We start from the raw sequence: 23,360 nt of genomic DNA, 5'->3' as shown, positions 1-23,360 counted from the left end.
CTCCCAACAGGCAAGAACAAACAGGGACAATTTATGTTTTATCCCCGGGGGGAAGTTAACCACTGATCCTGGACAAGCGCCCGCGGCTCCCCGCTGATCACACCGGCAAGACCCGCAGCCAGTGTAGCGGGGCCATCAGGCAATACTCCGACACGACTGGATCGACCGCCTCGATGGTCTTGGAGCCAGACAGGTCCAGTCAACCGGTAGTCCTATGCCTCTTGGCCACAAAGTTCGCACGGGGATCGTCCGTCTCTACCAGCCAAACCTGGAAACGCCCTCTCGCGCCTGCAGATAGTGTCCAAGGCCAAGAGCCTGCGCCCGCAACCGTGCCCGGGCGAAGGCATGCCATCTATCTGGACGCCGCTTTTTGTCGAGGATGGCTGTATCCACGTCCAGCAGCGTCGCACCCTCAAGCCGGGCGGGCACATCCTCGATTATCTGGTCGAACGCGATCTCCACAACCAGCCCTTCCGCGAGCTGGTGCTTGTCGCCAGCGAGGATGGCCCAGCACACCTGATGGTCGGCAAGGTCGAGCGAACCTAGCTCGCCCGAAGGGGCTAGAGGTGGAATTCCGCCGCCGATCGCTCACGCAGCCAGTCTGTCCGGGGCAATGACGTACAGGATGCCGGCGCCGCGGCTGCGGTACACCAGCAGCCAGGCCGCATCGTCTGCACTCCCGATCTGCAACCAAACAGGCCCCTCGCTTGGCTCGGGTGGGCGTTAGTAAGGAGTGGCCTCCAGCAAGGCCTGCATGTCAGCGGCAATGGTTGAAGCTGCATCAGGGTCGCAGGGTACAACCCGGTCAGAAAGGGCAGCATGTCGTGCCCACTTCGTAGGAGGTCGATAATCGCATTCACCTCAGCAAGGTCGCTCATGAGCCGTAATGAACTTCCGTCATTCCCAACGCCTCTTTTCCATTAGCCGGAGCCGTTGTCAGCGGGTGAAATTGGCTCCCTTTGGCGCTTTGACACGTTCAACACATCTCGCACGCGGTCAGGGAAGCCGATCGCACAGGCGCCGGATGATTGCCCCTTCATGCTCACCCTACGGATCGTGGCCACCGAAGTTCTAGTGTTGATGGTCTGGGCCAGCTCGGCCATAGGATGACGCTGAGCACCACACCATGATCACACACCAGAAGATGTGTCGAACCTTGCAATTTGTACTAGTATAAGGATGGCGATGGCGTCCAGCCAGTGTATTGCGTGGACGCATTAGGGATCAGAATGCAATTAAGCTGATCTCCATCAAAGCCAATCAGCATATTATCTCCCTCCCGAGCGCGCTCCATCACTGGGTTTCTTTTAAAGTAAAGTCTATGCTCAGAACGATCTGGATGGTTTTCCCGAGCGTCGTACCAAGTGACTTCTGCTACGTAAGAGTGATCCTCTCCTCGTACAGAAAATACCGCTTCAATCTTTCTTCTAGCCACGCCAAACAACTGCTCTAGCGCGGCTACTCCGTTGAATTCATGTTGGTTCGAACGGTCGGGATGAGCCTCGACCGCTGCAAGTGTTTTAATACATGCTGGATTGAGAACCATAGGTATCTTGGACATTGCGCTTTCCTTAATACTATCAAATGCTTCACTTAGATATTTTTTGTGAACATAGCAGCGCATCTTGGCTGTCGAACAATTAAAGGGCAAGTTTATGACCGAAACAGGTGCGACAGATCCGAGTTCACTGCTCTGACCACCCCTGAGGCTAAGAACAGCATAGCCACCCGAATTCTTGCAGGCGAGCCGATATCTAGGTTGCTATTCCTCCGAGCTGTAGATTTGGTTGAGTCCTCTGTTCGCCGTATCACTTGGCGAGCAATGCTAGAAGACGGCGTTACCTGTTCAAATGCCTACTCATCGCCATCCTTCATCAGGGTCGGCATGGCTACACGATGCAGGGGTCCTCGCAGCAGACGGTTTGATTGACGGCAGCGTTCATTAACTCTTACATTCACCAACGGCTTTTTGAAGACAGGTATGGCCGACGATGCGCTGAGCGCCTTCCACAAACCGGTCTATGTTGGCTCATCTCTGCCGCTGAGGCAGTCACCCACGACGCGTGAACGAGCGTCCGCTTAAGCCGGACATTATCCCTGATCCCTCGGCGGATGGCATGTATCTCGCACTGATCGAGCCAAGTAGCTATCTCGATTTTGCCACCCCGGTCCCGTTTACTGATCTGGATGGTCCAATCGAACGCGGTGTTCTGAACGACATGGGCCGCATTTCCGGACGCGCACAGGCGGCGGTCCGCACGCTGTCTCCCGGTGATTCCACTCGGATTGTGGACGCAGGCTTGGCGGACGAACAACCGCTGCTCCCGCGCACAGACATCGCCGCAGCCAATCTGGTTGTGCGCGAAGAACGGGCGCCCTTCATCTTCGACGAGGCGAGAAAGCGCGTGTCCGCGATCGTGTCGCGGGTGGTACGTGATCGCGTCTTCAGGCGAATTGTTCTCGTAGCTTATGATGAACGCTGCGCGATCACCGGGCTGAAGCTGATCAACGGCGGTGGGCGGGCCGAAGTTGAAGCCGCTCACATCCGACCTGTCGATGCTGATGGACCCGACATCATCAGCAATGGTCTGGCTTTGTCGGGCACGGCGCACTGGATGTTTGATCGCGGGCTAATCTCCCTAGACGAGGACATGGGGATCATGGTGTCACGGCAGGCCAACGACGCGGAAAGTATCCGCGGCATCATCAATGCTAGCCGCCGTGTGCTCATGCCACAGCGCGCAGCCGATCGCCCGCATGCTCCGTTCATTCGCTGGCATCGGGAGCATTGCTTCAAGCATTGAGGCTAGCAAACCTCCGCCGGGTCGATAGCAGCTACAGTGACGCCTTCACCAAGAACCCGGAAGTCTCGACAGCCCAATTGCTTGAACTGCCCAGCTACACTCCCGCGTGCTGCCCCGGCGGGTGCATCATCCGCTCGATTGCCGTCCCGATCTGTTCCGCTGCTTCAAGCACGTGCTCATCATCGAGGTGCGCGTACCGCGCCGTCGACTGCACGGACGCATGGCCCAGCAGCCGGCCGATCATCGGCAGCGTTTCCTTGTTCATCGCGGCATGGCTGGCAAAAGTGTGGCGTAGGTCATGGATGCGAACGCCGGGCAGCTTGGCGTCGGCGCGGAACTCGTGCCAGTAGTGGACGATGCATTTTATCGGCCGGCGGTAGCGCACGTTCCAAAATAGCCAGTCAATGTTCTTGTGGCGCGGGATGGTGTCGAGCAGCGCCCGCGCTTCGTCCCCTAGCCAAACAGTTCGCGGCCCAGTCTTGCCATGGCGCAGCTTCAGTCGATTGCCGCGGATGTCCTTCCAATGCAGCCCGATGATCTCGCCATGGCGGCAACCGGTGAGCAGCAGGAGGGTCGCGGCTGTTGCTGCCAGCGCTTTCACCGGGTTCTCAGAGGCACGCTCCCGCTCCAGCACCTCGCCCAGGCGGTGCAGTTCTTCGGTGCTGAGGAAGCGTTGGCAGTGCCGGCGGCGGTTCCAGCGAACCACGCGGCACGGATTGGTGTTCTCCAATCGGTAGCCCCATGCCTCGGCCTTGTTCATCATCAGGCTGAGCAGGCCAAGCGTCATGTTCGCCGCGCCGGGGCTGGTCTTATTGTTGAGGTCGGCGAACCATTTGGTGACATGCGCCTCGTTCAACTCGTCGACAAAGATGCCCGGGAAGGCATCGTCGAGATAGTTGCGGCGGTACCCGGAATTGTTGCTGAAGGTTTGGTCGCTCCAGCGCACGGCCCACTTGGTCCAGAACTCATCGAGAAAGTCGTCGAACCTGGGTGCCGAGCGTATGCGCGCCCGATCGGTGGCCGGGTCATCGCCGATGCGAGCGTAGGCCAGCACCATACGCGTGACCTTGGTCGCCTGATCGCGGGTAATGACCGATGCCGGCCCAATCGTGACGGTGCGCAGCCGTCCGGCCATGCGGGTCTGGACGATGTAGACGTTGCGACCGGTGGAATAATGGCGGATGCCGAAGCCGTTCTCGATGCCGATCCATGTGGTCGAGCGTGGCTTGCCTTTCGGCACGCGGTTGAAGCTAGTGTCGGCGCCGACACGGGCCAGCGCCTCCGCCACCACCTGCTTGAGGGCGAGCGCCGTCATTGGCGTAGGCCGATCGCGCTGGCGAGCGAGCCGGAGACGCGCTGAGCGGCGTCGGCAATTACCTCGTCTGCCAAGTGGGCGTATTTCGCTGTCGTCTCCGGCAGCACATGACCGAGCAGTTTGCCGATGGTAGCCAGTGGCACGTTGTCCATAATGGCGGCTGAGGCAAAGCTGTGCCGGAGGTCGTGGATCCGCACGTCCGGCAGGGCACACCGTCGGCGAAACTTCGACCACCAGGGATCAAGCAGCATCGGCTTGGTCCTCTTTCTGTTTGGAAAGACGAACGGGCAACCATCAATGCGCGGAACAGCCTCAAGGATCGCAAGCGCCTTGCTGTTCAGCCAGATGATCTTGGGGCCGGTCTTGCTGTCCGGCAGGACAAGTCGCGGCGGCTTCACCCACTCATACTGCAAGTCGCGTATCTCGCTGACCCGCGCGCCGGTAAGAAGCAGCAGGCGGACAATCGCAACTTCACCCGGAAACGCCGCCTCATCCTCGGCCAGCTCCTTGCCGATCCGCCGGTATTCCAGCGGCGTAAGGTAGCGCTCCTTCGCCTCCCGTTTGTAGCGCGATATACCCCTGCACGGATTCGATCCCTTGCGTCGTAGATGCAGCGCTTCGGCATACTTCATCAACGACGCCAACACTGGCACAGCGCGATTGAACTGCGCCTCACTTTCACCCGCGCAACCATCCCTCCAGCGCACCACATCCGCGCGGGTGATATCCGCTACCCTGCAAGCTCCGAAGGGGGCCTTCAGCTGCAATTTCCAGGCGTTCATATTCCGCGTTACGGTCCGCGGCTTCCACCCCCTCGCAAGATCGGGCCAATAGGTCTCGACAAAGTCGTCCATCGTTGGCGTCGCCTTCACGACAACGCGCTTCGGCAGACCGTCCAGCGCGACCTCGGCCAGCAGTCGCCGTGCCTGCGATCGAGCGAGCACCGCATCCAGCTCTTCGGTACTGCCGAGTGTGTATCGCCGTTGCTTGTCACGGTGCCGTACACGGACGAACCAGAGGTACTTGCCGGAGGGCCGAACACGCAGCCCGAAGCCCTTCAGTTCGGTGTCCCAGATGCAGTACTCGGTGGTGCGCAGCGGCAGCTTGCGCCGTGCGACATTGCCATCCAGCAAGGCCCGTTTTGGGCGACTCTGGCCGGTGGGGACCATAAGGCCATCGGATGTATCAAATTTGCCGTGAAGAGTCCCAGAGATCTGCGGATTTGCGGGGAGCAGAAGGCCATCGGCGGCACCCGCACTGCGGAGCGCTTTGGTGAACACCTTCGTTGATTCGATTGCACTTTTTCCCATCTAAATACGGCTAGCCGTGTAGGGTGTGCTACCTCGCGGTCAGCTCCGCCAGGTGTGCCTGGGCGAGGCGACAGTAGCGTTCGGTCTGGAAGCGGATCTTGGCCACCTGTTCCGGGGTCTGCGTGCGCAGGAACCTGGCCGGGCGGCCGACCCAGATCTCCGCCGGGGGGATCGTCTTGCCGGGGCCGAGCAGCGCGCCGGCGCCCAGCATGGCGCCCGCGCCGATCACCGCGCCGTCCATCGCGACCGCCCCCATGCCGACGAAGCCGCCATCATGCACAGTGGCGCCATGCACCACCGCCATGTGGCCGATCACGCAATCCTCGCCCAGGATGCTGGGCTGGCCGTCCGTGTCGGGACGCGGCCCTTCCACGTGGAAGACGCTGCCATCCTGCACGTTGCTGCGCGCGCCGATCACGATGCGGTGGATGTCGCCGCGCAGCACGCAATTGTACCACACGCTGGCCTCCGGCCCGATCGTCACGTCACCGATGATGCGCGCACCGGGCGCGACGAAGGCGGTGTCGTGGATCTGCGGCATCTTGCCGGCGAACGGCATGATGGTGGCCCACGGGAAGCGGTCCGCCACATTCATGCCGCGGTCCAGCCGGTGCGGTTGACGCTGAACACGACATGCGGCCGGTGCACCCGCGCGCCGGTCCGGCGCGAATGGCCGAAGTCGAGTTCCGGGCGATGCTCCATCCCCAGCCGCAGCATCAGCCCCCATGACCGATTGTTGGCCGGCGCGGTCATCGCCATCAGCCGCTCATCCGCCAGATGGCCGAATCCCCAGGTGATCGCCGCCGCCGCCGCCTCGCGCGCATAACCCTGGCCCCATGCCCGCTTGGCCAGGCGCCAGCCCAGTTCCGGCTGACCGGCCAGCGGCGTGCCGGGGCAGCCGCGCCGGATGCCGCAGAAGCCGATGAAGCGCCCGCTCGTGCGATGTTCCACCGCCATGAAGCTGTGCCCGTCGCGCCGGCGTTCCTGCCGGTATTGCGCGATCTCGCCCGCCGCCTGCCGCCGGGTCAGGTCCGGCCCGACGAAGCGCATCACCAGCGGGTCGCGGCACATCGCATGGAACGGCGCGACATCCGCCTCGCGCCATTCGCGCAGCACCAGCCGGGGCGTGGAGAGGGTGAAGTCAGGCACCGAGCAGCCGTGCCGCCAGCGGCGCATGATAGGTCAGGATGCCGGAACAGCCGGCCCGCTTGAAGCCGGTCAGCTTCTCCATCACCAATGCCTCGCGCGCGGCGACGCCCGCCGCCACGCCGGCCTCGATCAGGGCATATTCGCCGCTGACCTGATAGGCGAAGACCGGCACGCCGAACTGCTGCTTCACCCGCCAGATGATGTCGAGATAGGCCAGCCCCGGCTTCACCATCACGCTGTCGGCCCCCTCGGCCAGATCCAGCGCCACTTCGCGCAGGGCCTCCTCCGCATTGGCAGGGTCCATCTGGTACGTCTTCTTGTCGCCCTGCAGCACGCCCGAACTGCCCACCGCATCGCGGAACGGACCGTAGAAGGCGCTGGCATATTTGGCGGCGTAGCTCATGATCTGGACATTGTGGTGGCCGCCTGCCTCCAGCCCGGCGCGGATCGCGGCGATGCGGCCGTCCATCATGTCGGACGGGGCGACGATGTCGCTGCCGGCCTCCGCCTGGACCAGCGCCTGGCCGACCAGCATCTCCACCGTGATGTCGTTGGCGACATAGCCGGCATCGTCCAGCAGCCCGTCCTGCCCGTGGCTGGTATAGGGATCCAGCGCCACGTCGGTCAGCACGCCGATGCTGTCGCCGCAGGCACCGCGGATGGCGCGGATGGCGCGGCACATCAGGTTGTCGGGGTTCAGCGCTTCGGCCGCATCGGCGCTGCGCGCGGCGGTGGGGGTGTTCGGGAACAGCGCCACGCACGGGATGCCCAGCGCCACCGCCTCCTTCGCCCGCGCCACGATGCCGTCCACCGACCAGCGGGACACGCCCGGCAGGCTGGCGACCGGCTGTTCCACATTCGTGCCTTCGGTCACGAACAGCGGCCAGATCAGGTCTGCCGGGGTCAGCACCGTCTCGCGGTGCATGGCCCGGCTCCAGGCGGTCGCCCGCGGACGGCGCAGGCGGGTAGCGGGGTAGGGGGCTGCGTTCATCCCGCGTGGGGTGCCGCAGATCGGCCGCAGCCGCAAGCTCAGCGGACCACCTGCGTACTGTCCACCCGGTCGATCTCCCGCAGCGGCCCCCGCTCGGCCGCCGTTACGGCAGGCTCCGGCGCCAGCGGCTGCAGCGCGGCACCGGGCACCACCCGGCGCAGTTCGGCGAGGCGCGCTCGGAAGTTCGCCAGCTCGCGCCCTTCCAGCACCGCGCGGGTGGTGAAGCGCACGGAGGCCGGGTTTACCGTGCGCCCGCCGCGATAGACCTCGAAATGCAGGTGCGGCCCGGTGGACAGGCCGGTGGAGCCGACATAGCCGATCACCTGCCCGCGCCGCACCCGCGCGCCGTTGCGCACCGCGATGCGGCTCATATGCGCGTAGCCGGTGCCGAGGCCCCCGGCATGGCGCAGGCGCACGAAATTGCCGTGGCCGCCATGCCGCCCGGCATAGGTCACCGTGCCGTCGGTCACCGCGTATATCGGTGTGCCGTGACTTGCGCGGTAATCCTGCCCGGCATGCAGGCGGGTGAAGCGCAGGATCGGGTGGCGGCGAGGACCATATCGGCTGGTCACGGGTCCGGCGACCGGCTGCACCATGCCTTCGCGCTGCTGGCCCACGCCCGACGCCTCGAAGAACTTGCCCTCGCGACCCCAGCGCAGCATCTGGTGGCGCGGGCGGCCATCGCGCAGCACGCCGGCATAGAGCAGCTCGCCCTCCTCCACCTCGCCGGTGGCCGCGCGGCGCCAGTCGATCACCATGTCGTATTCGTCGCCGGCCGCCAGCCGCGCCTCCGGCCCCAGGGCGCGCAGATATTGCTGGATCGCCCGCGCCGGTGCCCCGGACGCACGGGCGGAGCGGTACACGCCCTCCCCCACCTTGCCGCGCAGCCGCAGCGGCGTGGTGTCCACCCGGATGGGCCGGGGCACCAGCGCCAGCCGCCCGGCCTGCCGCGCCACTTCCAGCTGCAGGTCGAAGCGGGCGCGGAAGCTCAGCTGTTCCAGCGGGCGCGGCTGGCCCGGCCCGATGCGACGGCCGAGTACCAGGTCCACCGGCGTGCCGGCCGCCACCTGCCCGGCCGGCATGGCGCCGCCGATCAGCCGCGCCACCAGCGCCGCCTCGCCTGCGCCGACGCCGGCGCGGCCCAGCAGCCGTTCGTAGCTGTCGCCGGCGGCGAAGCGGGCCTGCAGGTCGATGCGCGGGCGCTCGGGCGTGGCCTTCAGCGGCGTCACCGCAGCGGTCGCCCCCATGCGCCGCCCGCTATCCGCCCCCAGCGCCAGCGGCGCGATCCCGAGCGAGCGGAACTCGTCAGCCTCGCCTGGGCGCAGGCTGACCGGCGGCGCGGCGGTGAGCGGGGACAGGTCCGGCAGAGCCGCCAGCGTCAGCGCGATCAGCCCCACAAGCACCGCCATGCCGGTCAGCCACCGGCGCGAACCGACCGCGCGACCCAGGTCGATGGCGATGCGCGGACGGCGGCGAATCCGGCGGACGAGCGGATTGGGCGCGCGCCGGGGCATGGCCTGCCCGGGCTGTGCCGCCGTCCCGATCCTCGCTCGCGCCGTGTTCACCGATACCCCATCCCGTTGCCGCCTGCCTGCCGCAAGCTGCTATCCACATGAAGTTGCATCGGGGTGAACGGCGACGAGCCGGGGCGACCGTGCGCCCGATGGAGCGGGCGGCTTCATCATGCGCCGCTTGCGCGCGTGCCCGCCACCCGCCACACTGGTATCATCGTGTTGTTTCCCCCGTCAGACAGCCGCCTGCGGGCCGTGCTCGGCCCCACCAACACCGGCAAGACGCATCTGGCGATCGAGCGGATGGTCGCCCATTCCAGCGGCGCGATCGGCTTCCCGCTGCGCCTGCTGGCGCGCGAGGTGTATGACCGGGTGCGGGTGATGAAGGGCGACGACAAGGTCGCGCTGATCACCGGGGAGGAGCGGATCGAGCCGCCGGGCGCGCGCTACTTCCTGTGCACGGCGGAGGCGATGCCCCGGGACGGCGGCGGCCATGCCTTCGTCGCACTGGACGAGGCGCAGATCTCCGCCGATCGCGAGCGTGGCCACATCTTCACCGACCGCCTGCTGCATGCGCGCGGGCGGGAGGAGACGATGCTGCTCGGCTCCGCCACGTTGCAGCCGCTGGTGCGCGCGCTGTTCCCGAAGGCGGAGATGGTGGAACGGCCGCGGTTCTCCACCCTGACCCATATCGGCCCGCGCAAGCTCAGCCGCCTGCCGCCCCGGTCCGCCATCGTCGCCTTCAGCGTGGAGCAGGTGTACCAGGTGGCGGAGATGCTGCGGCGGTTCCGTGGCGGCGCGGCGGTGGTGATGGGCGCGCTCAGCCCGGAGACGCGCAACCGCCAGGTGCAACTGTTCCAGTCGGGCGAGGTCGACTACATCGTCGCCACCGATGCCATCGGCATGGGCCTCAACCTCGACGTCACCCATGTGGCCTTTGCCGGCCTCGGCAAGTTCGACGGCGTGAAGCAGCGGCGGCTGACCCCGGCGGAGATGGCGCAGATCGCCGGGCGCGCCGGACGCCACCAGCAGGATGGCAGCTTCGGCACGCTGGCGGGCAGCGGTCGCGGCGGCGAGCCGGAGTTCACGGAAGACGAGATCTACGCGATCGAGCAGCACCGCTTCGCCCCGCTGACGAAGCTGTCCTGGCGCGATGCGCAACCGCGCACCGGCTCCGTCGGCCAGCTGATCGCCGATCTGGAGGCCAAGCCCGACCGCCCGGAACTGACCGCCGCGCCCGAGGCGATCGACCTGGGTGTGCTGAAGCGGCTGGCGGATGATCCGGACATCGTTTCCACGGTGCGCGGCGCCGGTACCGTCCGGCGCTTCTGGGAGGCGTGCCAGCTGCCCGATTTCCGCCAGCAGGGTGTCGACACCCATGCCCGCTTTGTATCCCGCCTGTGGCAGGATCTGCGCGGCGGACACCTGGGCGCGGACTTCGTGGCGGCGCGCATCGCGGAGCTGGACCGGACCGGCGGCGACATCGACACGCTGCAGGGCCGCATCGCCGCGATCCGCAGCTGGGCCTATATCTGCCAGCGACCCGACTGGGTGCTGGCGCGGGACGAGATGGCATCGCGCGCGCGCGGCGTGGAGGCGCGGCTGTCCGATGCGCTGCACCAGCGGCTGACCGAACGGTTCGTCAACCGGCGCACGGCGGTACTGATGCGGGGCATGGGGAAGGATGGCGGGCTGATGAAGGTGGAAGCGGACGAGGCCGGGCGCGTGCTGGTGGAAGGTGAGCAGATCGGCCACCTGGAAGGGTTCCGTTTCGTGGTGGATGGCACCGCCGGGCACGAGGATCGCCGGCTGATGCTTGCTGCGGCGGAAAAGCACCTGCCACAGTTGCTGGCCAGCCGTGCCGACGCGCTGATCGGCGCGGAGCTGGGCACGGTGGAGCTGCGTGACGGGCAGGTGTGGAGCGGAGGCCGGGCCATCGCCACGCTGGAGCGCGGCCGCACGCTGAGCCATCCGCGGCTGAAGCTGGCGCGCGAGCTGAGCCAGCTGGAGGCCGGCCAGCGGACCCGCCTGGCCGATGCGCTCGCCGCCTGGCTGGAGGCGCAACTGGCGCCGCTTGCGCCCTTGCGCCGGATCGAGGAAGCGGCGGTCGATCCGGCCACCGGCACTGAATTGCGCGCGGTGCTGCTGGCGCTGGCCGCCGGCGGCGGGATCGTGGCGCGCGATGCCGCCGGGTTGCAGCATCTGCCCAAGGATCGCCGCCCGCTGCTGCGCCGGCTGGGCGTGACGGTGGGCGCGCTGGACCTGTTCGTGCCCGCTCTGCTGAAGCCCGCCCCCCGTGCCTTGCTGCATGCCCTGGCGCCCGGCGGCCTGCTGAACCCGCGGATGGAGCCGGTGGTGACCGGTGGGCACGGGGTGTTCACCGGGTATCGCGGTGCGGCGCGGCAGCAGATCCGGCTGGACATGGCCGAACGCGTGCTGCGCGGCGCCTTCGATGCGCGGGCGCAGGCCGGACGCCGGCCGTTCGTGCTGGATGGCGCGCTCGCCACCTCCATGGGAGTGCAGCCCGCATCGCTGCAGGCGCTGCTGCGGGAGGCGGGTTTCCGTTCCGGCAATCCGCCGCGCGCCCTGGCGGAGGGGCAGTTCGGCCCGCCCGCCCCACAACGCTGGACCTGGCGGCCGGTGCGGCCGGGTGAGCGGGCAGGCGAGCGGCACGGTGCGGCTCGCCCGGGCGATCGGCCCCGCGAACAACGGCCTCAGGCGGCGGCCGGGGGCAACGCCTTCGCCGCGCTGGCCGGCCTAATGCCGTGAGCGAAGGCCCGGCGGCGCAGGTGCTGCGGCTGGACAAGCTGCTGTTCGCCCTGCGCCTGGCCAAGAGCCGCACGCTGGCGCAGCGCTGGATCGCGGAAGGGCACATGCGCCGCAACGGCGTGCGGGTGCTGCGGATCGACCAGCCTGTCTGCCCCGGCGATACCCTCACCCTGCCCCTGCCGGATGCCAGAGGTGCGCCTGTGCTGGTGATAGAAATCCTGTCGCTGCCTTTGCGGCGCGGCCCCGCTACGGAGGCACGGATGCATTACCGGGCGGTCGGCCCGGCCTTGACTGGCGCCGATCACTCACCATAGCAGGCCCGCTCCGCCGAGAAATTTCGGCCGCCGGCGGCGCACAGGAAGGAACCTATTCGCAATGACCTATGTCGTCACGGACGCCTGCATCCGGTGCAAGTACACCGATTGCGTGGAAGTCTGTCCGGTGGATTGTTTCTACGAAGGCGAGAACATGCTCGTCATCAATCCGTCCGAATGCATCGATTGCGGCGTGTGCGAACCCGAATGCCCGGCCGAAGCGATCCTGCCCGATACCGAAAGCGGGCTGGAGAACTGGCTGGAACTGAACACCCGCTATTCCGCCGAATGGCCTAACATCACGCAGCGCAAGGATGCGCCCGCCGACGCGGACGCGATGAAGGGCGTGGAAGGCAAGCTGGAGAAGTATTTCAGCCCGGAGCCCGGCGAAGGCGACTGAAACCACGCGCGGTTCGCGTCGCGAATCGGCCGGGGTGGAAATTATGTTGCGAATCTGCTACATGCTGCGGGGACTGTTGCGCAGCGCACCACAATGCGCGGCGACAACAGGCTGACAAGGAAGGCAGGCTCCCCCAACAGCAGCAGTGCCGTGCGCGAACGCGACGGGGATCCGAGGTCGTACGGATCCGGTCGTCTGGCACTGAATGCGGGCCTGTCCGACAAGAAAGGACTGCTTAATGGCTTCCAGCGCCCCCGCTTTCGACGTTGGCGATTATGTTGTTTATCCCAAGCACGGTGTCGGCCGTGTCATGGAAATCCAGAAGGAAGAAATCGCCGGCATGAAGCTGGAGCTGTACGTGCTCCGCTTCGAGAAGGAGCGCATGACGCTCCGCGTGCCGGTGAACAAGGTCGAATCCATCGGCATGCGCAAGCTTTCCAGCGACAAGACACTGCGCGAAGCGATGGAAACGCTGAAGGGCAAGCCCCGCGTCAAGCGCACCATGTGGTCGCGCCGCGCGCAGGAGTACGAGGCGAAGATCAATTCGGGCGACCTGGTCTCCATCGCGGAGGTCACGCGCGATCTGTTCCGGCCGGAAGACCAGCCCGAGCAGAGCTATTCCGAACGGCAGATCTTCGAAGCCGCGTCCAGCCGCCTGGCCCGTGAACTGGCGGCGATGGAGAAGACGGACGAACCGGCCGCGCTGGGCAAGATCCTGGACGTGCTGCGCCAGCACGCCCCGCAATATTACGACAGCGCCGAAGTCGCCTGAGCGGCTTTTCAGCTGGTGAAATGACAGGGGGCTGTCCCGGTGCCTGACGCGCCGGGACAGCCCTTCTGCCTGTAGAGGATCCCTTATGCGCCTGCCTGCCCTGATCGTGCTGTCGCTGCTGCCGACCCTGCTGGGCGGCTGCCTCGCCAAGGCGGTGTACGATGTCGCCACCCTGCCCGTGCGCGCCGCGTCCGGTGCGGTCGACCTCGCCACCACCAGCCAGAGCGAGGCGGACGAGAATCGCGGGCGCGAGATCCGCCGGCGGGAGGAACAGCTGGGCCGGCTCGATCGCGAGTACCGCCGGGAGGTGGATCGCTGCGAGGACGGGCGGCAGGATGCCTGCGAGCGGGCGCGCACGCTGTATGCGCAGATGCAGCAGCTGGCGCCCGGCGTCCCGCTGGAACGCTGATCAGCCCGCCGCGGCGCGGCGCAGGCGGTCGTTGATCGCCGCGCCGATGCCGCCGTCCGGCACCGGCGCCACCGCGACCCGCGGCTGCGGCGCCGCTGCGGCGCGGTGCAGCGCGGCATACAGACCCGCCGCAGCCTCCGCCAGGTCGCCATCGGCCGACAGGCTGGCATGGCCAGCGACCGGGCCGAAGCCGATCCAGTATTCGTCGGCCTCTGCCATCATCGCATTCAGCCGCACCGGCTTGCCCGGCGAGTAATGGCTGGCCAGCTGGCCCGGCGCCTCGATCCGCGCATCCGCCAGCGGGGCCGGCTCTCCGCCGAGCACCGCAGCGAGGGCCGCCTGCGTCACCGGGCCGTGGCGCAGCAACTGCCAGCTGCCACCCGCCCGCAGCGCCACGATGGTGGATTCCACCCCGCTCTCGCACGGTCCGCCATCCAGGATCGCGGCGATGCGCCCGCCCAGCGATGCGGCGACATGCGCCGGCGTGGTCGGGCTGACCCCGCCGCTCCGGTTCGCAGACGGCGCCGCCAGCGGCAGGCCGGCCGCCGCCAGCACGCGGCGCATCAGCGGATGGGCGGGACAGCGCAGCGCGATCGTCGGCAGACCGGCGGTGACCGCGGCCATGATGGCGGCGCCGGGACGCAGCGGCAGCACCAGCGTCAGCGGGCCGGGCCAGAACGCCGCCGCCAGCGCCTCCGCCCGATTGTCGAACAGGGCCAGCGTCCGCGCCGCCGCCACATCGGGCACATGCACGATCAGCGGGTTGAAGTCCGGCCGCCCCTTGGCGCGGTAGATCGCCGCCACCGCCGCCGCATCATCAGCGCGGGCGGCCAGACCGTAGACCGTCTCCGTCGGCAGCGCGACCGGCTGCCCGGCGTGCAGCAGCGCCGCCGCGCGCGCGATCCCGGCGGCATCGGGGGTCAGCAGCTCTGCCGGCTTGTCGCTCATGGGTGCAGCCTATAGGCGGGCGGGCCATGGATGACACCCTGAAGCGCATCGCCGCCGCGCTGGAGCGGCTGGCCCCGCCCGCCCCTGCCGCTACCGACTGGCTGGCCGCGCCGGCCTATGTCTGGACCGGGGCCATAGGTGGAGGGGGCGCCCGCGCCGTGCCACAGATCATCGCCCCGCCGCTGGCGCTGCTGCAGGGGATCGACAAGCAGAAGCTGGCGGTCGCCACCAATGTGCAGCGCCATGCGGCCGGCCACCCGGCGCACGACATGCTGCTGTGGGGTGCGCGCGGCATGGGCAAGTCGGCGCTGGTGCGCGCCAGCGTGGCCGCCGCGCAAGGCGAGCATGGCGATGCGCTGGCGCTGGTGCAGGTGGGCGCGGATGCGCTGGTCAGCCTGGCGGAACTGTTCGCCGCACTGGCCGGGCAGCCGCGCCGCTTCGTGGTGTTCATCGACGATCTGGGCTTCGCCGATGGCGACAGCGAAGGGCCGCGCCGGTTGCGGTCGTGGCTGGATGGCGGGGTGGAGGCGCGGCCGGGCAATGTGCGGCTGGCGGTCACCTCCAACCGCCGCGCCGTGGTGGCGCGTGACGTGGCGGAGCAGGACGATCCACTGAACCCGCGCGACGTGGTGGACGACCAGCTCGCGCTGGCCGACCGCTTCGGCCTGTCACTGGGCTTCCACGCCTGCACGCAGGACGATTACCTCGCCATGGTGGACGGCTATGCCCGGGTGCAGGGTCTGGCATGGGAGCGGGGCGAGGCGCTGGAATGGTCCAAGCGGCGCGGTGCCCGCTCTGGCAGGGTGGCGCTGCATTTTGTCACGGAGCTGGCGGGGCGGGCCGGGCTCGCCGGCGACTGACCCGGTCTGCCGCTGCATTCCGGTCGCAGCCACCCCATATGCCCGGAATGACCAAGCTTGTTGTCTGGCACGATGGCGGATGCCCGCTGTGCCGTGCGGAGATCGCGTTGATGCGGCGGCTCGACCGGCGCGGGGCAATCCGGTTCGTCGATGTGGCGGCGCCGGAGACCGGCAACTGCCCGATCGACCGGGCGGCGCTGCTCGCCCGGTTTCACGCCAGCGAGGATGGCAGGCTGCTGTCAGGCGCCGCCGCTTTCGCGGCCATGTGGCGGGCCATCCCGCTGCTGCGCCCGGTCGGCCTGCTGGCCCGTTCGCCCATGGTGCTGCGCGGACTGGAGGCAGCGTATCGCGCCTTCCTGCGGGTCCGCCCGTCCCTGCAACGGCTGGTACGCCGCGTGGTGCCGGCATGAGGCCGCAGCCCGATCCCGCCGGACCCCGCCAGGAAAGCGTCTGGGCCTTCCCGCGCCCCGCCATCGCCCAGCCGACCGGCGCGCACATCCGGATCGAGCATCGTGGACAGGTCATCGCCGAAACGCGGGCAGCGATCCGCACGCTGGAGACGAGCCACCCGCCCAGCTACTACATCCCGCCCGCCGACATCGCGCCGGGCGCGCTGCGCCGGGCAGACGGCAGTTCGTTCTGCGAATGGAAGGGTGCGGCGACCTACTGGGACGTGGTCGTCGACGGCATCGTGCTGCCGCGTGTCGGCTGGAGCTATGCCAGCCCGACCCCGGCCTTCGCGATGCTGCGCGACCATGTCGCCTTCTACGCCGGCCCGTTCGACCGCTGCACCGTCGATGACGAGACGGTGATCCCGCAGCCGGGCGCGTTCTACGGCGGCTGGATCACGTCGCGGGTCGCGGGTCCGTTCAAGGGCGTCCCCGGCAGCCAGGGCTGGTAGGCGCCCCTTACACCCCCGGCCGGATATCCGCCGGGGGGTTCTCGAACGCACGGCGCGGATCGCCGGTCAGTTCGCGCACCGGCGGCAGCGCCGGGCCGGTGTTGCGCGTGGGCGCAGGCGCCGGCTGCGCGTCCGGGGCGACGACGCGCCAGATGATGTTGGCGGTGTCGTCGCTCACCAGCAGCGCACCCGTCCGGTCGAAGGCGACCCAGGTCGGCCGGCCGCGCGTCGTATCCTGGTCCTGCAGGAACGGCAGCAGCACTGGCACCGGCTTGCCCTGCGGATTGCCGCGCGCGTCGAACGGTACATAGACCACGTCGTAACCGACCAGCGGCTTGCGGTTCCACGATCCATGCCGCGCGATGAAGGCGCCCTGCTGGAAGTTCGGCCCCAGCCGGGTGCCACCCTGCGTGAAGGCCAGGCCCAGCGCCGCGACATGGGGCCCCAGCGCATATTCGGGCGTACGGGTGTACTGGGTCAGGAATTGCGGCATGGGCGCTTCCACCCGCTCGTCGATCTCCTCGTTCCAGTAGACCCACGGCCAGCCGTAATTGACGCCGATCGGCACGTTGGTCAGGTAATCGGGCACCAGGTCGCCGCCCAGCATGTCGCGCTCGTTCACCGTGGTCCACAGCTCCCCGCTCCACGGGTTCCAGGCGAGGCCATTGGGATTGCGCAGGCCGGCGCCCCAGATGCGCGACGATCCGCTCACCAAGTCCAGTTCGTGGATGGCAGCGCGGCCTTCCTCGATCTCGATGCCCTTTTCCGCGATGTTGGAGGCGGAGCCGACCGTGACGTAGAGGCGCGTGCCATCCTCGTTCAGGACGATGTTGCGCATCCAGTGATTGCCCCCACCCGGCAGGTCCATCAGCTTGACCGGCTCGCCCGTCAGCACGTCGGCGCCCAGCTGGTAATCGAAGCGCAGCACGGCATTGTGGTTGGCGACATACAGCCGCCCGTCACGCCAGACCATGCCGCCGGGGCTGGCCAGATCGTCGCGCAGCAGGTGGCGTTCCTCCGCCATGCCGTTGCCGTCGGCATCGCGCAGCAGCACCAGCGAGTCGGGAGACGGCACTGCGGCACCCGCGCGCTTGAACAGGATCCCCTGCACCCAGCCGGCGACCTTCTCGAACAGGCCACCTTCGTCCCCTTCGCCTTCAGGCGTCTCCGGCCGATTGGCCTGCGCCACCAGCACGTCGCCATTGGGCAGGGTGTAGATGATCCGCGGGTGGTCCAGCCCTTCGGCGAAGCGGTTCACCACCAGACCCTGCGCTGCCTGCGGCTTGGCCCCGTCCGCCCAGCCGATCGGCTTGGCAACACCGACGGTCGGGAAGGTCTCCTCCCGCGTCTGGGAGATGACCGGGTCGGTGCCGGTCACCTGGTCCAGCGACAGTTCGGCGCGGTTGCCGCGGACCAGCCACCAGCCGATGCCGACCAGCAGCAGGATGATGACGAGGAGCGCGAGGGCGATCTTCTTGCGGGTGCTCATGGCGGCCACGAATAGAGGCGGCGCCTCTTCCCGGCAATGCCGCACGCACCTATGTTCCTGCCCATGTTCGACTACACGATTGATCACCCCGCCGGTTCGGCCGAGTTCCATGCCGAACTGCGCGGCGCCGCCGATGCGCTGACCGCCGAGGAAGCGGACCCGGTCGCCAACATGGCCAATCTGGCCGCGCTGATCTGGCAGCTGATGCCGGACCTTAACTGGGCCGGCTTCTACCGGGTGCAGGGCGACACGCTGGTGCTGGGGCCGTTCTGCGGGCGCCCGGCCTGCATCCGCATCCCGGTGGGGCGCGGCGTGTGCGGCGCCGCGGCGGCCAGCGGGACCAGCCAGCTGGTGGAGGATGTCCACGCCTTTCCCGGCCACATCGCCTGCGACGCCGCCAGCCGCAGCGAACTGGTGGTGCCGGTGCTGGCGGACGGGCAAGTGATCGCGGTGATCGACCTCGACAGCCCGCTGCCCGCCCGCTTCACCGATGGCGACCGGGACGGGTTCGAAGCCCTGGCCGAACTGATTGCGCCCCGGATCCAGGAAGGCATCCGGGAGGGCTAGCCACCAACTTGCCCCATGTCAGGTCGGGAACCTTGCGTGTCGCCCGACCTTCACCTGCCAAGACCCATCCGCAAACAAAGGAGGCGCATGGTGGCAGGACAGGATGAAGGAGTGGCGACACTCGGCAAGGCGGCCGCATTGGGGCTGGCCCTTGGCGCGGCCGCAATCGGGTTCATGGCAACCCGCCGAAGCTCAGACGACGCGGGCAATGATGGCGACGATGCGCCGGACTATGCCGCCCGGCGGGGCGGCGGGGATGTCACCGGACGGACGGTGACGATCCGCAAGGACCGGCAGGAACTCTACAGCTTCTGGCGGGACTTCGCCAATCTGGTGCCGATCATGGAGAACGTCACCGCCATTCGCCCGGCAGGCGGCGGCAACGACCGCTCCGTCTGGACCATCCGCGCGCCCGGCGGGCGCACGGTCGATGTCGAGACGGAAGTGACGGAGGACCGCGCGGGCGAGGTGATCGCCTGGCAGTCGGTCGAAGGCTCCACGATCAGGACCGAGGGCCGCGTCAGCTTCGCCGATGCGCCGGGGGATCGCGGTACCCGCGTGACGCTGGTGATCGACTATGCCCCACCGCTGGGTGAACTTGGCCGCGCCATTGCCAAGCTGGCCCGGCGGGAACCCGCGGTGCAGGCGCGCCATGATCTCAAGCGCTTGAAGATGCACATGGAAACCGGCGAAATCGCCACCAGCGCCCGCCGCCGGGATCAGACCCGCGCGGCGCAGATGGACGATGCCGCCGCAAAGAAGGAGACTGCCTGATGCGCGCGCTCACCTGGCACGGCACCCACGACGTCCGCGTGGACACGGTCGACGATCCCGAGATCGTCAATCCGCGTGACGCGATCATCAAGGTGACCAGCACCGCCATTTGCGGGTCCGACCTGCACCTGTATGACGGCGTGATCCCCAGCCTGCAGCCCGGCGACATCCTCGGCCATGAATTCATGGGCGAAGTGGTGGAGACCGGCAGCGGCAGCACCCTGAAGAAGGGGCAGCGCGTGGTGATCCCCTTCACCATCTCGTGCGGCGGCTGCTTCCACTGCAAGGTGCAGCAGTACTCCGCGTGCGAGAACAGCAACCCGGCCGAAAAGCAGGACATGTCCGCTGCGCTGTATGGCCAGCCCATGGCCGGCCTGTTCGGCTATTCCCACCTGACCGGCGGCTATAGCGGCGGGCAGGCGGAATATGTCCGCGTGCCGTTCAGCGATGTCGGCCCAGTGGTGATCCCCGATCACCTGGAGGACGAGAAGGTGCTGTTCCTGTCCGACATCCTGCCCACCGGCTGGATGGCGGCGGAAAATGCCGACATCCAGCCTGATGACACGGTGGCCGTGTGGGGCTGCGGGCCGGTCGGCCTGTTCGCGATCCAGTCCGCCATCCTGATGGGCGCATCCAAGGTGATCGCGATCGATCATTATCCGCACCGGCTGGAACTGGCGAAGCAGCTGGGTGCCGAGGTGATCAACTTCCGCGAAACCCATGTGCAGGATGCACTGATGGAGATGTCGGGCGGGATCGGCGTGGATGCGGTGATCGACGCGGTCGGCATGGAGGCGCACGGCTTCGCTTTCGACAACATGCTGGAGGTGGTGAAGCAGAAGGTCGGCATCGGCGCCGACCGCGCCCATGCGCTGCGCATGGCGCTGATGGCGGTGCGGTTCGGCGGCAAGGTGTCGATCCCCGGCGTCTATGGCGGCATGACCGACAAGTTCCCGACCGGCGCGCTGATGGAGAAGGGGCTGCAGGTGCGATCCGGCCAGACCCATGTCCAGAAGTACACCGCCAAGCTGCTGGAGATGATCGAAGGGGGCAAGATCGACACCACCTTCATGATCAGCCACCGCCTGCCGCTGGAAGAGGCGCCGCACGGCTACAAGAACTTCAAGGAAGAGCAGAACACCTGGACCAAGGTGATCCTGAAGCCAGGGATGGCTGCCTCCGCCTGAAGTGATATGACAACTTGACGGACTCTGTTCCACCAATTAGCCCTATGTTCCAAGATATGGAACGAGGTGCCGATTGGTGGTGCGGGTCGCGCCGGATCGGTCATCGCTCGTCAACAGAGAGGTGACCTGCTCATGAATCCGCTCGTCGGCGTTATGTACCATTGGCTGGGCGGCTTTGCCTCGGCCACCTTCTACGTCCCCTATCGCGGCATCCGGCAATGGAGCTGGGAGATCTTCTGGCTGACCGGGGGCATCTTCTCCTGGCTGTTGGCGCCGTGGCTGTTCGCCAGCGTGATGACGCAAGACCTGCTGGGCGTGCTGGGCGCGACGCCCGATCGCACGGTCATGCTGTGCGTGCTGTTCGGCCTGCTGTGGGGCTTCGGCGGCCTGACCTATGGCCTCACCATGCGTTATCTCGGCCTGTCGCTGGGCATGGCGGTGGTGCTGGGCCTGTCCACCGTCTTCGGCACGCTGATCCCGCCCATCGTGGAAGGCGACTTTGCATCGACGCTGCTGGGTACCACCAGCGGGCGCATCGTGCTGCTCGGCCTGTGCGTCACGCTAGCCGGCATCATCACCGTGGCCGTTGCCGGCGCGCGCAAGGATGCGACGCTCAGCGCGGAGCAGAAGGCGGTTGCCATTGCGGAATTCGATTACCGCAAGGGGCTCGCCGTCGCGATCTTCTCCGGCATCATGTCCTCCTGCTTCGCCTTCGGACTGGCGGCGGGCGAGCCGGTGCGGGCGCTGTCCGCCGCGGCGGGCACCGGGGCGCTGTGGGCCGGCCTGCCGGTGCTGTGCCTGGTGATGTTCGGCGGACTGGTGACTAACGCCATTTGGTGCGCCCACCTGATCCGCAAGAACCGGTCCGCTGGCCAGTGGCTCGGCTCGCCCAAGGCCTATACCGGCGGCGCCGACGCGGTGCCCGACACCCTGCACGGCGCCCGGCGCGCGCCGCTGCTGCGCAATTACCTGCTGGCGGCGTTGGGCGGCACGCTGTGGTATTTCCAGTTCTTCTTCTATTCCATGGGTGAAAGCCAGATGGGGCGGCTGGGCTTCTCGTCCTGGACGCTGCACATGGCCTCGATCATCATCTTCGGCACGCTGTGGGGCTTCGCCTTCCGCGAATGGAAGGACGCCGCGCCCCGGGTCCGCGCACTGGTGTGGTGCGGCGTGGGCCTGCTGGTGCTGGCCACGGTGATCATCGGCTACGGCAACAGCCTGGGCTGACGGGGGCGACGCCGGGCGCGGTTCGCCGCCCCAGCGTGCCTCAGTGCATTGCCGATGCGGCGGCGCGGCGTTCCTCCGGCGACATCTGCGCCTCCAGCGCGGCCAGCACGGTCGGCGCACGCTCGTGCCGCCGCTGGCTGGCGCTGTGCAGCAGGCGCCAGGCGGCCACCCGGTCCGGCGCGCCGCCCTCGCCCCTGGCGGCCATCACCGCCAGATTCACCATCCCGTCGACATCGCCCAGCCCGGCAGCCTGCGCGAACCACTGGCGCGCGACGGGGTGATCCTGCGCTACACCGTCACCGGTGTAGAACGAGGTGCCCAGCGCCGCCATCGCCCCTGCGTGGCCCTGCAGCGCCGCTTCCTTGTAGAAACCGGTGGCCAGCACCCGGTCGACCGGCACCCCCGCCCCCCGGTCATAGGCCACTGCCAGCGCGAACATGGCGCCGGGATGGCTGGCCCGCGCCGCCTCCCGGTACCAGCGCAATGCTTCGGGCTGATCGGGTTCCACCCGGTCGTCGCCGAATTCCAGGATCTGCCCCAGCGCATATTGCGCCGTGGGCAGGCCGAACTCGGCCACGCGGCGATAGAACCGGACCGCCCGCGGCACGTCCCGCCGCCCGCCCTCGCCCGCGAAGCACATGTCGCCCAGTATCTGGGCCGCGGGCAGGTGACCGACATCCAGCGCCTTGTCGAACCAGCGGCGGGCCTCTTCCGGATCCGCCGGAATGTCGCCGAAGCCGCTGCGATACAGATTGCCCAGGATGATCGCGGCCTCGCCCACGGCCGTGTTCCAGCCGGGTCGATCGGGGTCGAAGCGGGGCATGTCGTCGATCGGACTGTACGGCGAGGTCGCGGTACGCTTCAGCCAGCGGATGCCTTCCTCCCGGTCGGCCCATTCCCCCGGCGCCAGCAGGTTGATCTTCCCGATGAACAGCGCCGCTTCTTCGCCGCCCTCGGCCGGTTGCAGGCGCCGCTCGGCACGGCGGAACCAGTCGAGCGACTCCTCGTACCGGCCCAGATCGAACAGCGCGAAGGCCATCGGCAAGGTCGTGTCGCGCCGGACCAGCATGTTGCGCCCGGGCGAACTGATGCCGCCCGGGCCGGACACCAGTTCGCCTTCGAGCTGGATCTGCGTGGCGGTGTAGGTGGGGGCAAAGTCGCCGCGCTGGTAGATCTTGCGGCACAGCGCGATCGCCTGGTCGCGATTGTTTGCCACCGTCTCGATCGAGAGCGGCGCGCCGTCCGGGCCCGACACCAACCCGCCCTGCAACCCGCGCGCATCCGTCGGCGACAGTCCGAATCGCTGTTCGCCCAGTTCCGGCAGCGGAGAGCCTGGCGGGCTGAGCGGTGCGGCGGCCCAGTCGGGATTGCGCGGTGATCGGGTGGACTGCAGGATCTGTGGCCCCAGCAGATCTCCGCCCCTGGCGGTGGTCAGCAAGGCCTGGAAATGCCCGTCACGAACCAGCGCCTCGCAGGTGGCGGAGCGCGGCGCCTCCGCAGGCGGCAGGACCTGGCCGGTGACGACGACCTGATCGCTGGTGGATGGCGGCAGCGGAGCGGCAGCCTCCTGCGCCGTCGTCACCGATGGCAGCAGGGTCGTCACGCTCACGAGATGCGCCATCAGCAAGGTGCGGCCGCGCCGCGTTGAGCTTCTGCCGGTCAT

Annotated in this window: 24 protein-coding genes; 14 read left to right on the top strand and 10 right to left on the bottom strand. The window is 67.8% G+C overall.

Features of this window, described 5'->3' with window-relative positions; genetic code table 11:
• Positions 1 to 297: 297 nt before the first annotated feature.
• Positions 298 to 546, top strand: coding sequence for a hypothetical protein (locus PK98_RS16770; RefSeq protein ID WP_152608658.1), 249 nt, complete (start codon positions 298 to 300; stop codon positions 544 to 546).
• Positions 547 to 1,168: 622 nt separating this feature from the next.
• On the opposite strand, the gene PK98_RS16405 is transcribed toward PK98_RS16770, so the two are convergent.
• Positions 1,169 to 1,561, bottom strand: coding sequence for a type II restriction endonuclease (locus PK98_RS16405; RefSeq protein ID WP_081996231.1), 393 nt, complete (start codon positions 1,559 to 1,561; stop codon positions 1,169 to 1,171).
• A gap of 502 nt (positions 1,562 to 2,063) precedes the next feature.
• Between PK98_RS16405 and PK98_RS12940 the strand changes: the two genes are divergently transcribed.
• Positions 2,064 to 2,804: an HNH endonuclease gene (locus tag PK98_RS12940; protein WP_235425510.1), complete on the top strand. Its 741-nt coding sequence runs from the start codon at positions 2,064 to 2,066 to the stop codon at positions 2,802 to 2,804.
• 94 nt (positions 2,805 to 2,898) lie between these two features.
• Here the strand turns inward: PK98_RS12940 and PK98_RS12935 are convergent, their stop codons facing one another.
• The 6 genes from PK98_RS12935 to PK98_RS12910 form a co-directional block, all read right to left on the bottom strand.
• On the bottom strand, positions 2,899 to 4,119 hold the full coding sequence (locus PK98_RS12935) for a tyrosine-type recombinase/integrase (protein ID WP_039097256.1): 1,221 nt from the start codon (positions 4,117 to 4,119) through the stop codon (positions 2,899 to 2,901).
• Positions 4,116 to 5,252, bottom strand: a complete 1,137-nt coding sequence (locus tag PK98_RS12930; protein WP_235425509.1) for a site-specific integrase — start codon at positions 5,250 to 5,252, stop codon at positions 4,116 to 4,118. The genes PK98_RS12935 and PK98_RS12930 overlap by 4 nt, the downstream gene beginning before the upstream one ends.
• A gap of 205 nt (positions 5,253 to 5,457) precedes the next feature.
• On the bottom strand, positions 5,458 to 6,024 hold the full coding sequence (locus PK98_RS12925; RefSeq protein ID WP_152608657.1) for a gamma carbonic anhydrase family protein: 567 nt from the start codon (positions 6,022 to 6,024) through the stop codon (positions 5,458 to 5,460).
• Positions 6,021 to 6,578: a GNAT family N-acetyltransferase gene (locus tag PK98_RS12920; protein ID WP_039097697.1), complete on the bottom strand. Its 558-nt coding sequence runs from the start codon at positions 6,576 to 6,578 to the stop codon at positions 6,021 to 6,023. The genes PK98_RS12925 and PK98_RS12920 overlap by 4 nt, the downstream gene beginning before the upstream one ends.
• Positions 6,571 to 7,569 carry a porphobilinogen synthase gene (gene hemB, locus PK98_RS12915; protein ID WP_039097254.1) on the bottom strand — a complete coding sequence of 333 codons (999 nt, stop codon included), beginning with the start codon at positions 7,567 to 7,569 and terminating at the stop codon, positions 6,571 to 6,573. The genes PK98_RS12920 and hemB overlap by 8 nt, the downstream gene beginning before the upstream one ends.
• A 38-nt stretch (positions 7,570 to 7,607) precedes the next feature.
• Positions 7,608 to 9,134, bottom strand: coding sequence for a M23 family metallopeptidase (locus PK98_RS12910; RefSeq protein ID WP_052208659.1), 1,527 nt, complete (start codon positions 9,132 to 9,134; stop codon positions 7,608 to 7,610).
• A gap of 165 nt (positions 9,135 to 9,299) precedes the next feature.
• On the opposite strand from PK98_RS12910, the gene PK98_RS12905 reads away from it, so the two are divergent.
• The 5 genes from PK98_RS12905 to PK98_RS12885 all read left to right on the top strand — a co-directional run bounded on the left by PK98_RS12905 (position 9,300) and on the right by PK98_RS12885 (position 13,744).
• Positions 9,300 to 11,849: a helicase-related protein gene (locus tag PK98_RS12905; RefSeq protein ID WP_407637626.1), complete on the top strand. Its 2,550-nt coding sequence runs from the start codon at positions 9,300 to 9,302 to the stop codon at positions 11,847 to 11,849.
• Complete coding sequence (locus tag PK98_RS12900; RefSeq protein ID WP_235425508.1) at positions 11,846 to 12,163, top strand: S4 domain-containing protein; 318 nt, start codon at positions 11,846 to 11,848, stop codon at positions 12,161 to 12,163. Before PK98_RS12905 ends, PK98_RS12900 begins: the two co-directional genes overlap by 4 nt.
• A 61-nt stretch (positions 12,164 to 12,224) precedes the next feature.
• The gene (gene fdxA, locus PK98_RS12895) at positions 12,225 to 12,563 is read left to right on the top strand and encodes a ferredoxin FdxA (protein ID WP_039097253.1); all 339 of its coding nucleotides are present in this window, start codon (positions 12,225 to 12,227) and stop codon (positions 12,561 to 12,563) included.
• A gap of 238 nt (positions 12,564 to 12,801) precedes the next feature.
• Positions 12,802 to 13,335: a CarD family transcriptional regulator gene (locus PK98_RS12890; RefSeq protein ID WP_039097252.1), complete on the top strand. Its 534-nt coding sequence runs from the start codon at positions 12,802 to 12,804 to the stop codon at positions 13,333 to 13,335.
• An 85-nt stretch (positions 13,336 to 13,420) separates the two neighbouring features.
• Entirely contained in the window at positions 13,421 to 13,744 is a 324-nt protein-coding gene (locus PK98_RS12885) for a hypothetical protein (RefSeq protein WP_039097251.1), read from the top strand.
• Here the strand turns inward: PK98_RS12885 and PK98_RS12880 are convergent, their stop codons facing one another.
• A complete protein-coding gene (locus tag PK98_RS12880) occupies positions 13,745 to 14,692 on the bottom strand; it encodes an L-threonylcarbamoyladenylate synthase (RefSeq protein WP_039097250.1) in 948 nt (315 codons plus the stop codon).
• 26 nt (positions 14,693 to 14,718) lie between these two features.
• Between PK98_RS12880 and PK98_RS12875 the strand changes: the two genes are divergently transcribed.
• The 3 genes from PK98_RS12875 to PK98_RS12865 are packed head-to-tail and all read left to right on the top strand — an operon-like array spanning position 14,719 to position 16,453.
• Entirely contained in the window at positions 14,719 to 15,552 is an 834-nt protein-coding gene (locus PK98_RS12875; RefSeq protein ID WP_039097249.1) for an ATP-binding protein, read from the top strand.
• A gap of 47 nt (positions 15,553 to 15,599) precedes the next feature.
• Positions 15,600 to 15,962 (top strand): thiol-disulfide oxidoreductase DCC family protein, encoded by a 363-nt coding sequence (locus PK98_RS12870; RefSeq protein ID WP_039097248.1) that lies wholly within the window; start codon positions 15,600 to 15,602, stop codon positions 15,960 to 15,962.
• On the top strand, positions 15,959 to 16,453 hold the full coding sequence (locus tag PK98_RS12865; protein ID WP_039097247.1) for a DUF427 domain-containing protein: 495 nt from the start codon (positions 15,959 to 15,961) through the stop codon (positions 16,451 to 16,453). Before PK98_RS12870 ends, PK98_RS12865 begins: the two co-directional genes overlap by 4 nt.
• 7 nt (positions 16,454 to 16,460) lie before the next feature.
• On the opposite strand, the gene PK98_RS12860 is transcribed toward PK98_RS12865, so the two are convergent.
• Positions 16,461 to 17,942, bottom strand: coding sequence for a PQQ-dependent sugar dehydrogenase (locus tag PK98_RS12860; protein ID WP_039097246.1), 1,482 nt, complete (start codon positions 17,940 to 17,942; stop codon positions 16,461 to 16,463).
• Positions 17,943 to 18,005: 63 nt separating this feature from the next.
• Here PK98_RS12860 and PK98_RS12855 point away from each other — a divergent pair, with 63 nt between their 5' ends.
• The 4 genes from PK98_RS12855 (at position 18,006) to rhaT (ending at position 21,697) form a co-directional block, all read left to right on the top strand.
• Complete coding sequence (locus PK98_RS12855; RefSeq protein ID WP_039097693.1) at positions 18,006 to 18,509, top strand: GAF domain-containing protein; 504 nt, start codon at positions 18,006 to 18,008, stop codon at positions 18,507 to 18,509.
• Between the two features lie 87 nt (positions 18,510 to 18,596).
• Positions 18,597 to 19,283, top strand: a complete 687-nt coding sequence (locus tag PK98_RS12850; protein WP_039097245.1) for an SRPBCC family protein — start codon at positions 18,597 to 18,599, stop codon at positions 19,281 to 19,283.
• The gene (locus PK98_RS12845) at positions 19,283 to 20,470 is read left to right on the top strand and encodes a zinc-dependent alcohol dehydrogenase (protein ID WP_039097243.1); all 1,188 of its coding nucleotides are present in this window, start codon (positions 19,283 to 19,285) and stop codon (positions 20,468 to 20,470) included. The genes PK98_RS12850 and PK98_RS12845 overlap by 1 nt, the downstream gene beginning before the upstream one ends.
• Positions 20,471 to 20,596: 126 nt before the next feature.
• On the top strand, positions 20,597 to 21,697 hold the full coding sequence (gene rhaT / locus PK98_RS12840) for an L-rhamnose/proton symporter RhaT (protein ID WP_152608700.1): 1,101 nt from the start codon (positions 20,597 to 20,599) through the stop codon (positions 21,695 to 21,697).
• A gap of 40 nt (positions 21,698 to 21,737) precedes the next feature.
• On the opposite strand, the gene PK98_RS16065 is transcribed toward rhaT, so the two are convergent.
• Positions 21,738 to 23,318: a tetratricopeptide repeat protein gene (locus PK98_RS16065; protein ID WP_052208657.1), complete on the bottom strand. Its 1,581-nt coding sequence runs from the start codon at positions 23,316 to 23,318 to the stop codon at positions 21,738 to 21,740.
• Between the last annotated feature and the right edge of the window lie 42 nt (positions 23,319 to 23,360).

The sequence above is a fragment of the Croceibacterium mercuriale genome (genome assembly GCF_000802385.1).
GTDB classification, from domain to species: domain Bacteria; phylum Pseudomonadota; class Alphaproteobacteria; order Sphingomonadales; family Sphingomonadaceae; genus Croceibacterium; species Croceibacterium mercuriale.
The sequence above is the reverse complement of the archived record's forward strand: the minus strand, read 5'-3'. Positions and strand labels throughout refer to the sequence as shown.

Bases quoted from the DNA above. Each gene is read 5' to 3' on its own strand.
- PK98_RS12925 (WP_152608657.1), bottom strand. From the start codon at position 6,024: ATGAATGTGGCGGACCGCTTCCCGTGGGCCACCATCATGCCGTTCGCC.
- PK98_RS12890 (WP_039097252.1), top strand. From the start codon at position 12,802: ATGGCTTCCAGCGCCCCCGCTTTCGACGTTGGCGATTATGTTGTTTAT.
- PK98_RS12935 (WP_039097256.1), bottom strand. From the start codon at position 4,119: ATGACGGCGCTCGCCCTCAAGCAGGTGGTGGCGGAGGCGCTGGCCCGT.
- fdxA (WP_039097253.1), top strand. From the start codon at position 12,225: ATGACCTATGTCGTCACGGACGCCTGCATCCGGTGCAAGTACACCGAT.
- PK98_RS12860 (WP_039097246.1), bottom strand. From the start codon at position 17,942: ATGAGCACCCGCAAGAAGATCGCCCTCGCGCTCCTCGTCATCATCCTG.
- PK98_RS12865 (WP_039097247.1), top strand. From the start codon at position 15,959: ATGAGGCCGCAGCCCGATCCCGCCGGACCCCGCCAGGAAAGCGTCTGG.
- PK98_RS12845 (WP_039097243.1), top strand. From the start codon at position 19,283: ATGCGCGCGCTCACCTGGCACGGCACCCACGACGTCCGCGTGGACACG.
- PK98_RS16065 (WP_052208657.1), bottom strand. From the start codon at position 23,318: ATGGCGCATCTCGTGAGCGTGACGACCCTGCTGCCATCGGTGACGACG.
- PK98_RS12850 (WP_039097245.1), top strand. From the start codon at position 18,597: ATGGTGGCAGGACAGGATGAAGGAGTGGCGACACTCGGCAAGGCGGCC.
- hemB (WP_039097254.1), bottom strand. From the start codon at position 7,569: ATGAACGCAGCCCCCTACCCCGCTACCCGCCTGCGCCGTCCGCGGGCG.
- PK98_RS12875 (WP_039097249.1), top strand. From the start codon at position 14,719: ATGGATGACACCCTGAAGCGCATCGCCGCCGCGCTGGAGCGGCTGGCC.
- PK98_RS12870 (WP_039097248.1), top strand. From the start codon at position 15,600: ATGACCAAGCTTGTTGTCTGGCACGATGGCGGATGCCCGCTGTGCCGT.
- PK98_RS16405 (WP_081996231.1), bottom strand. From the start codon at position 1,561: ATGTCCAAGATACCTATGGTTCTCAATCCAGCATGTATTAAAACACTT.
- PK98_RS12880 (WP_039097250.1), bottom strand. From the start codon at position 14,692: ATGAGCGACAAGCCGGCAGAGCTGCTGACCCCCGATGCCGCCGGGATC.
- PK98_RS12855 (WP_039097693.1), top strand. From the start codon at position 18,006: ATGTTCGACTACACGATTGATCACCCCGCCGGTTCGGCCGAGTTCCAT.
- PK98_RS12885 (WP_039097251.1), top strand. From the start codon at position 13,421: ATGCGCCTGCCTGCCCTGATCGTGCTGTCGCTGCTGCCGACCCTGCTG.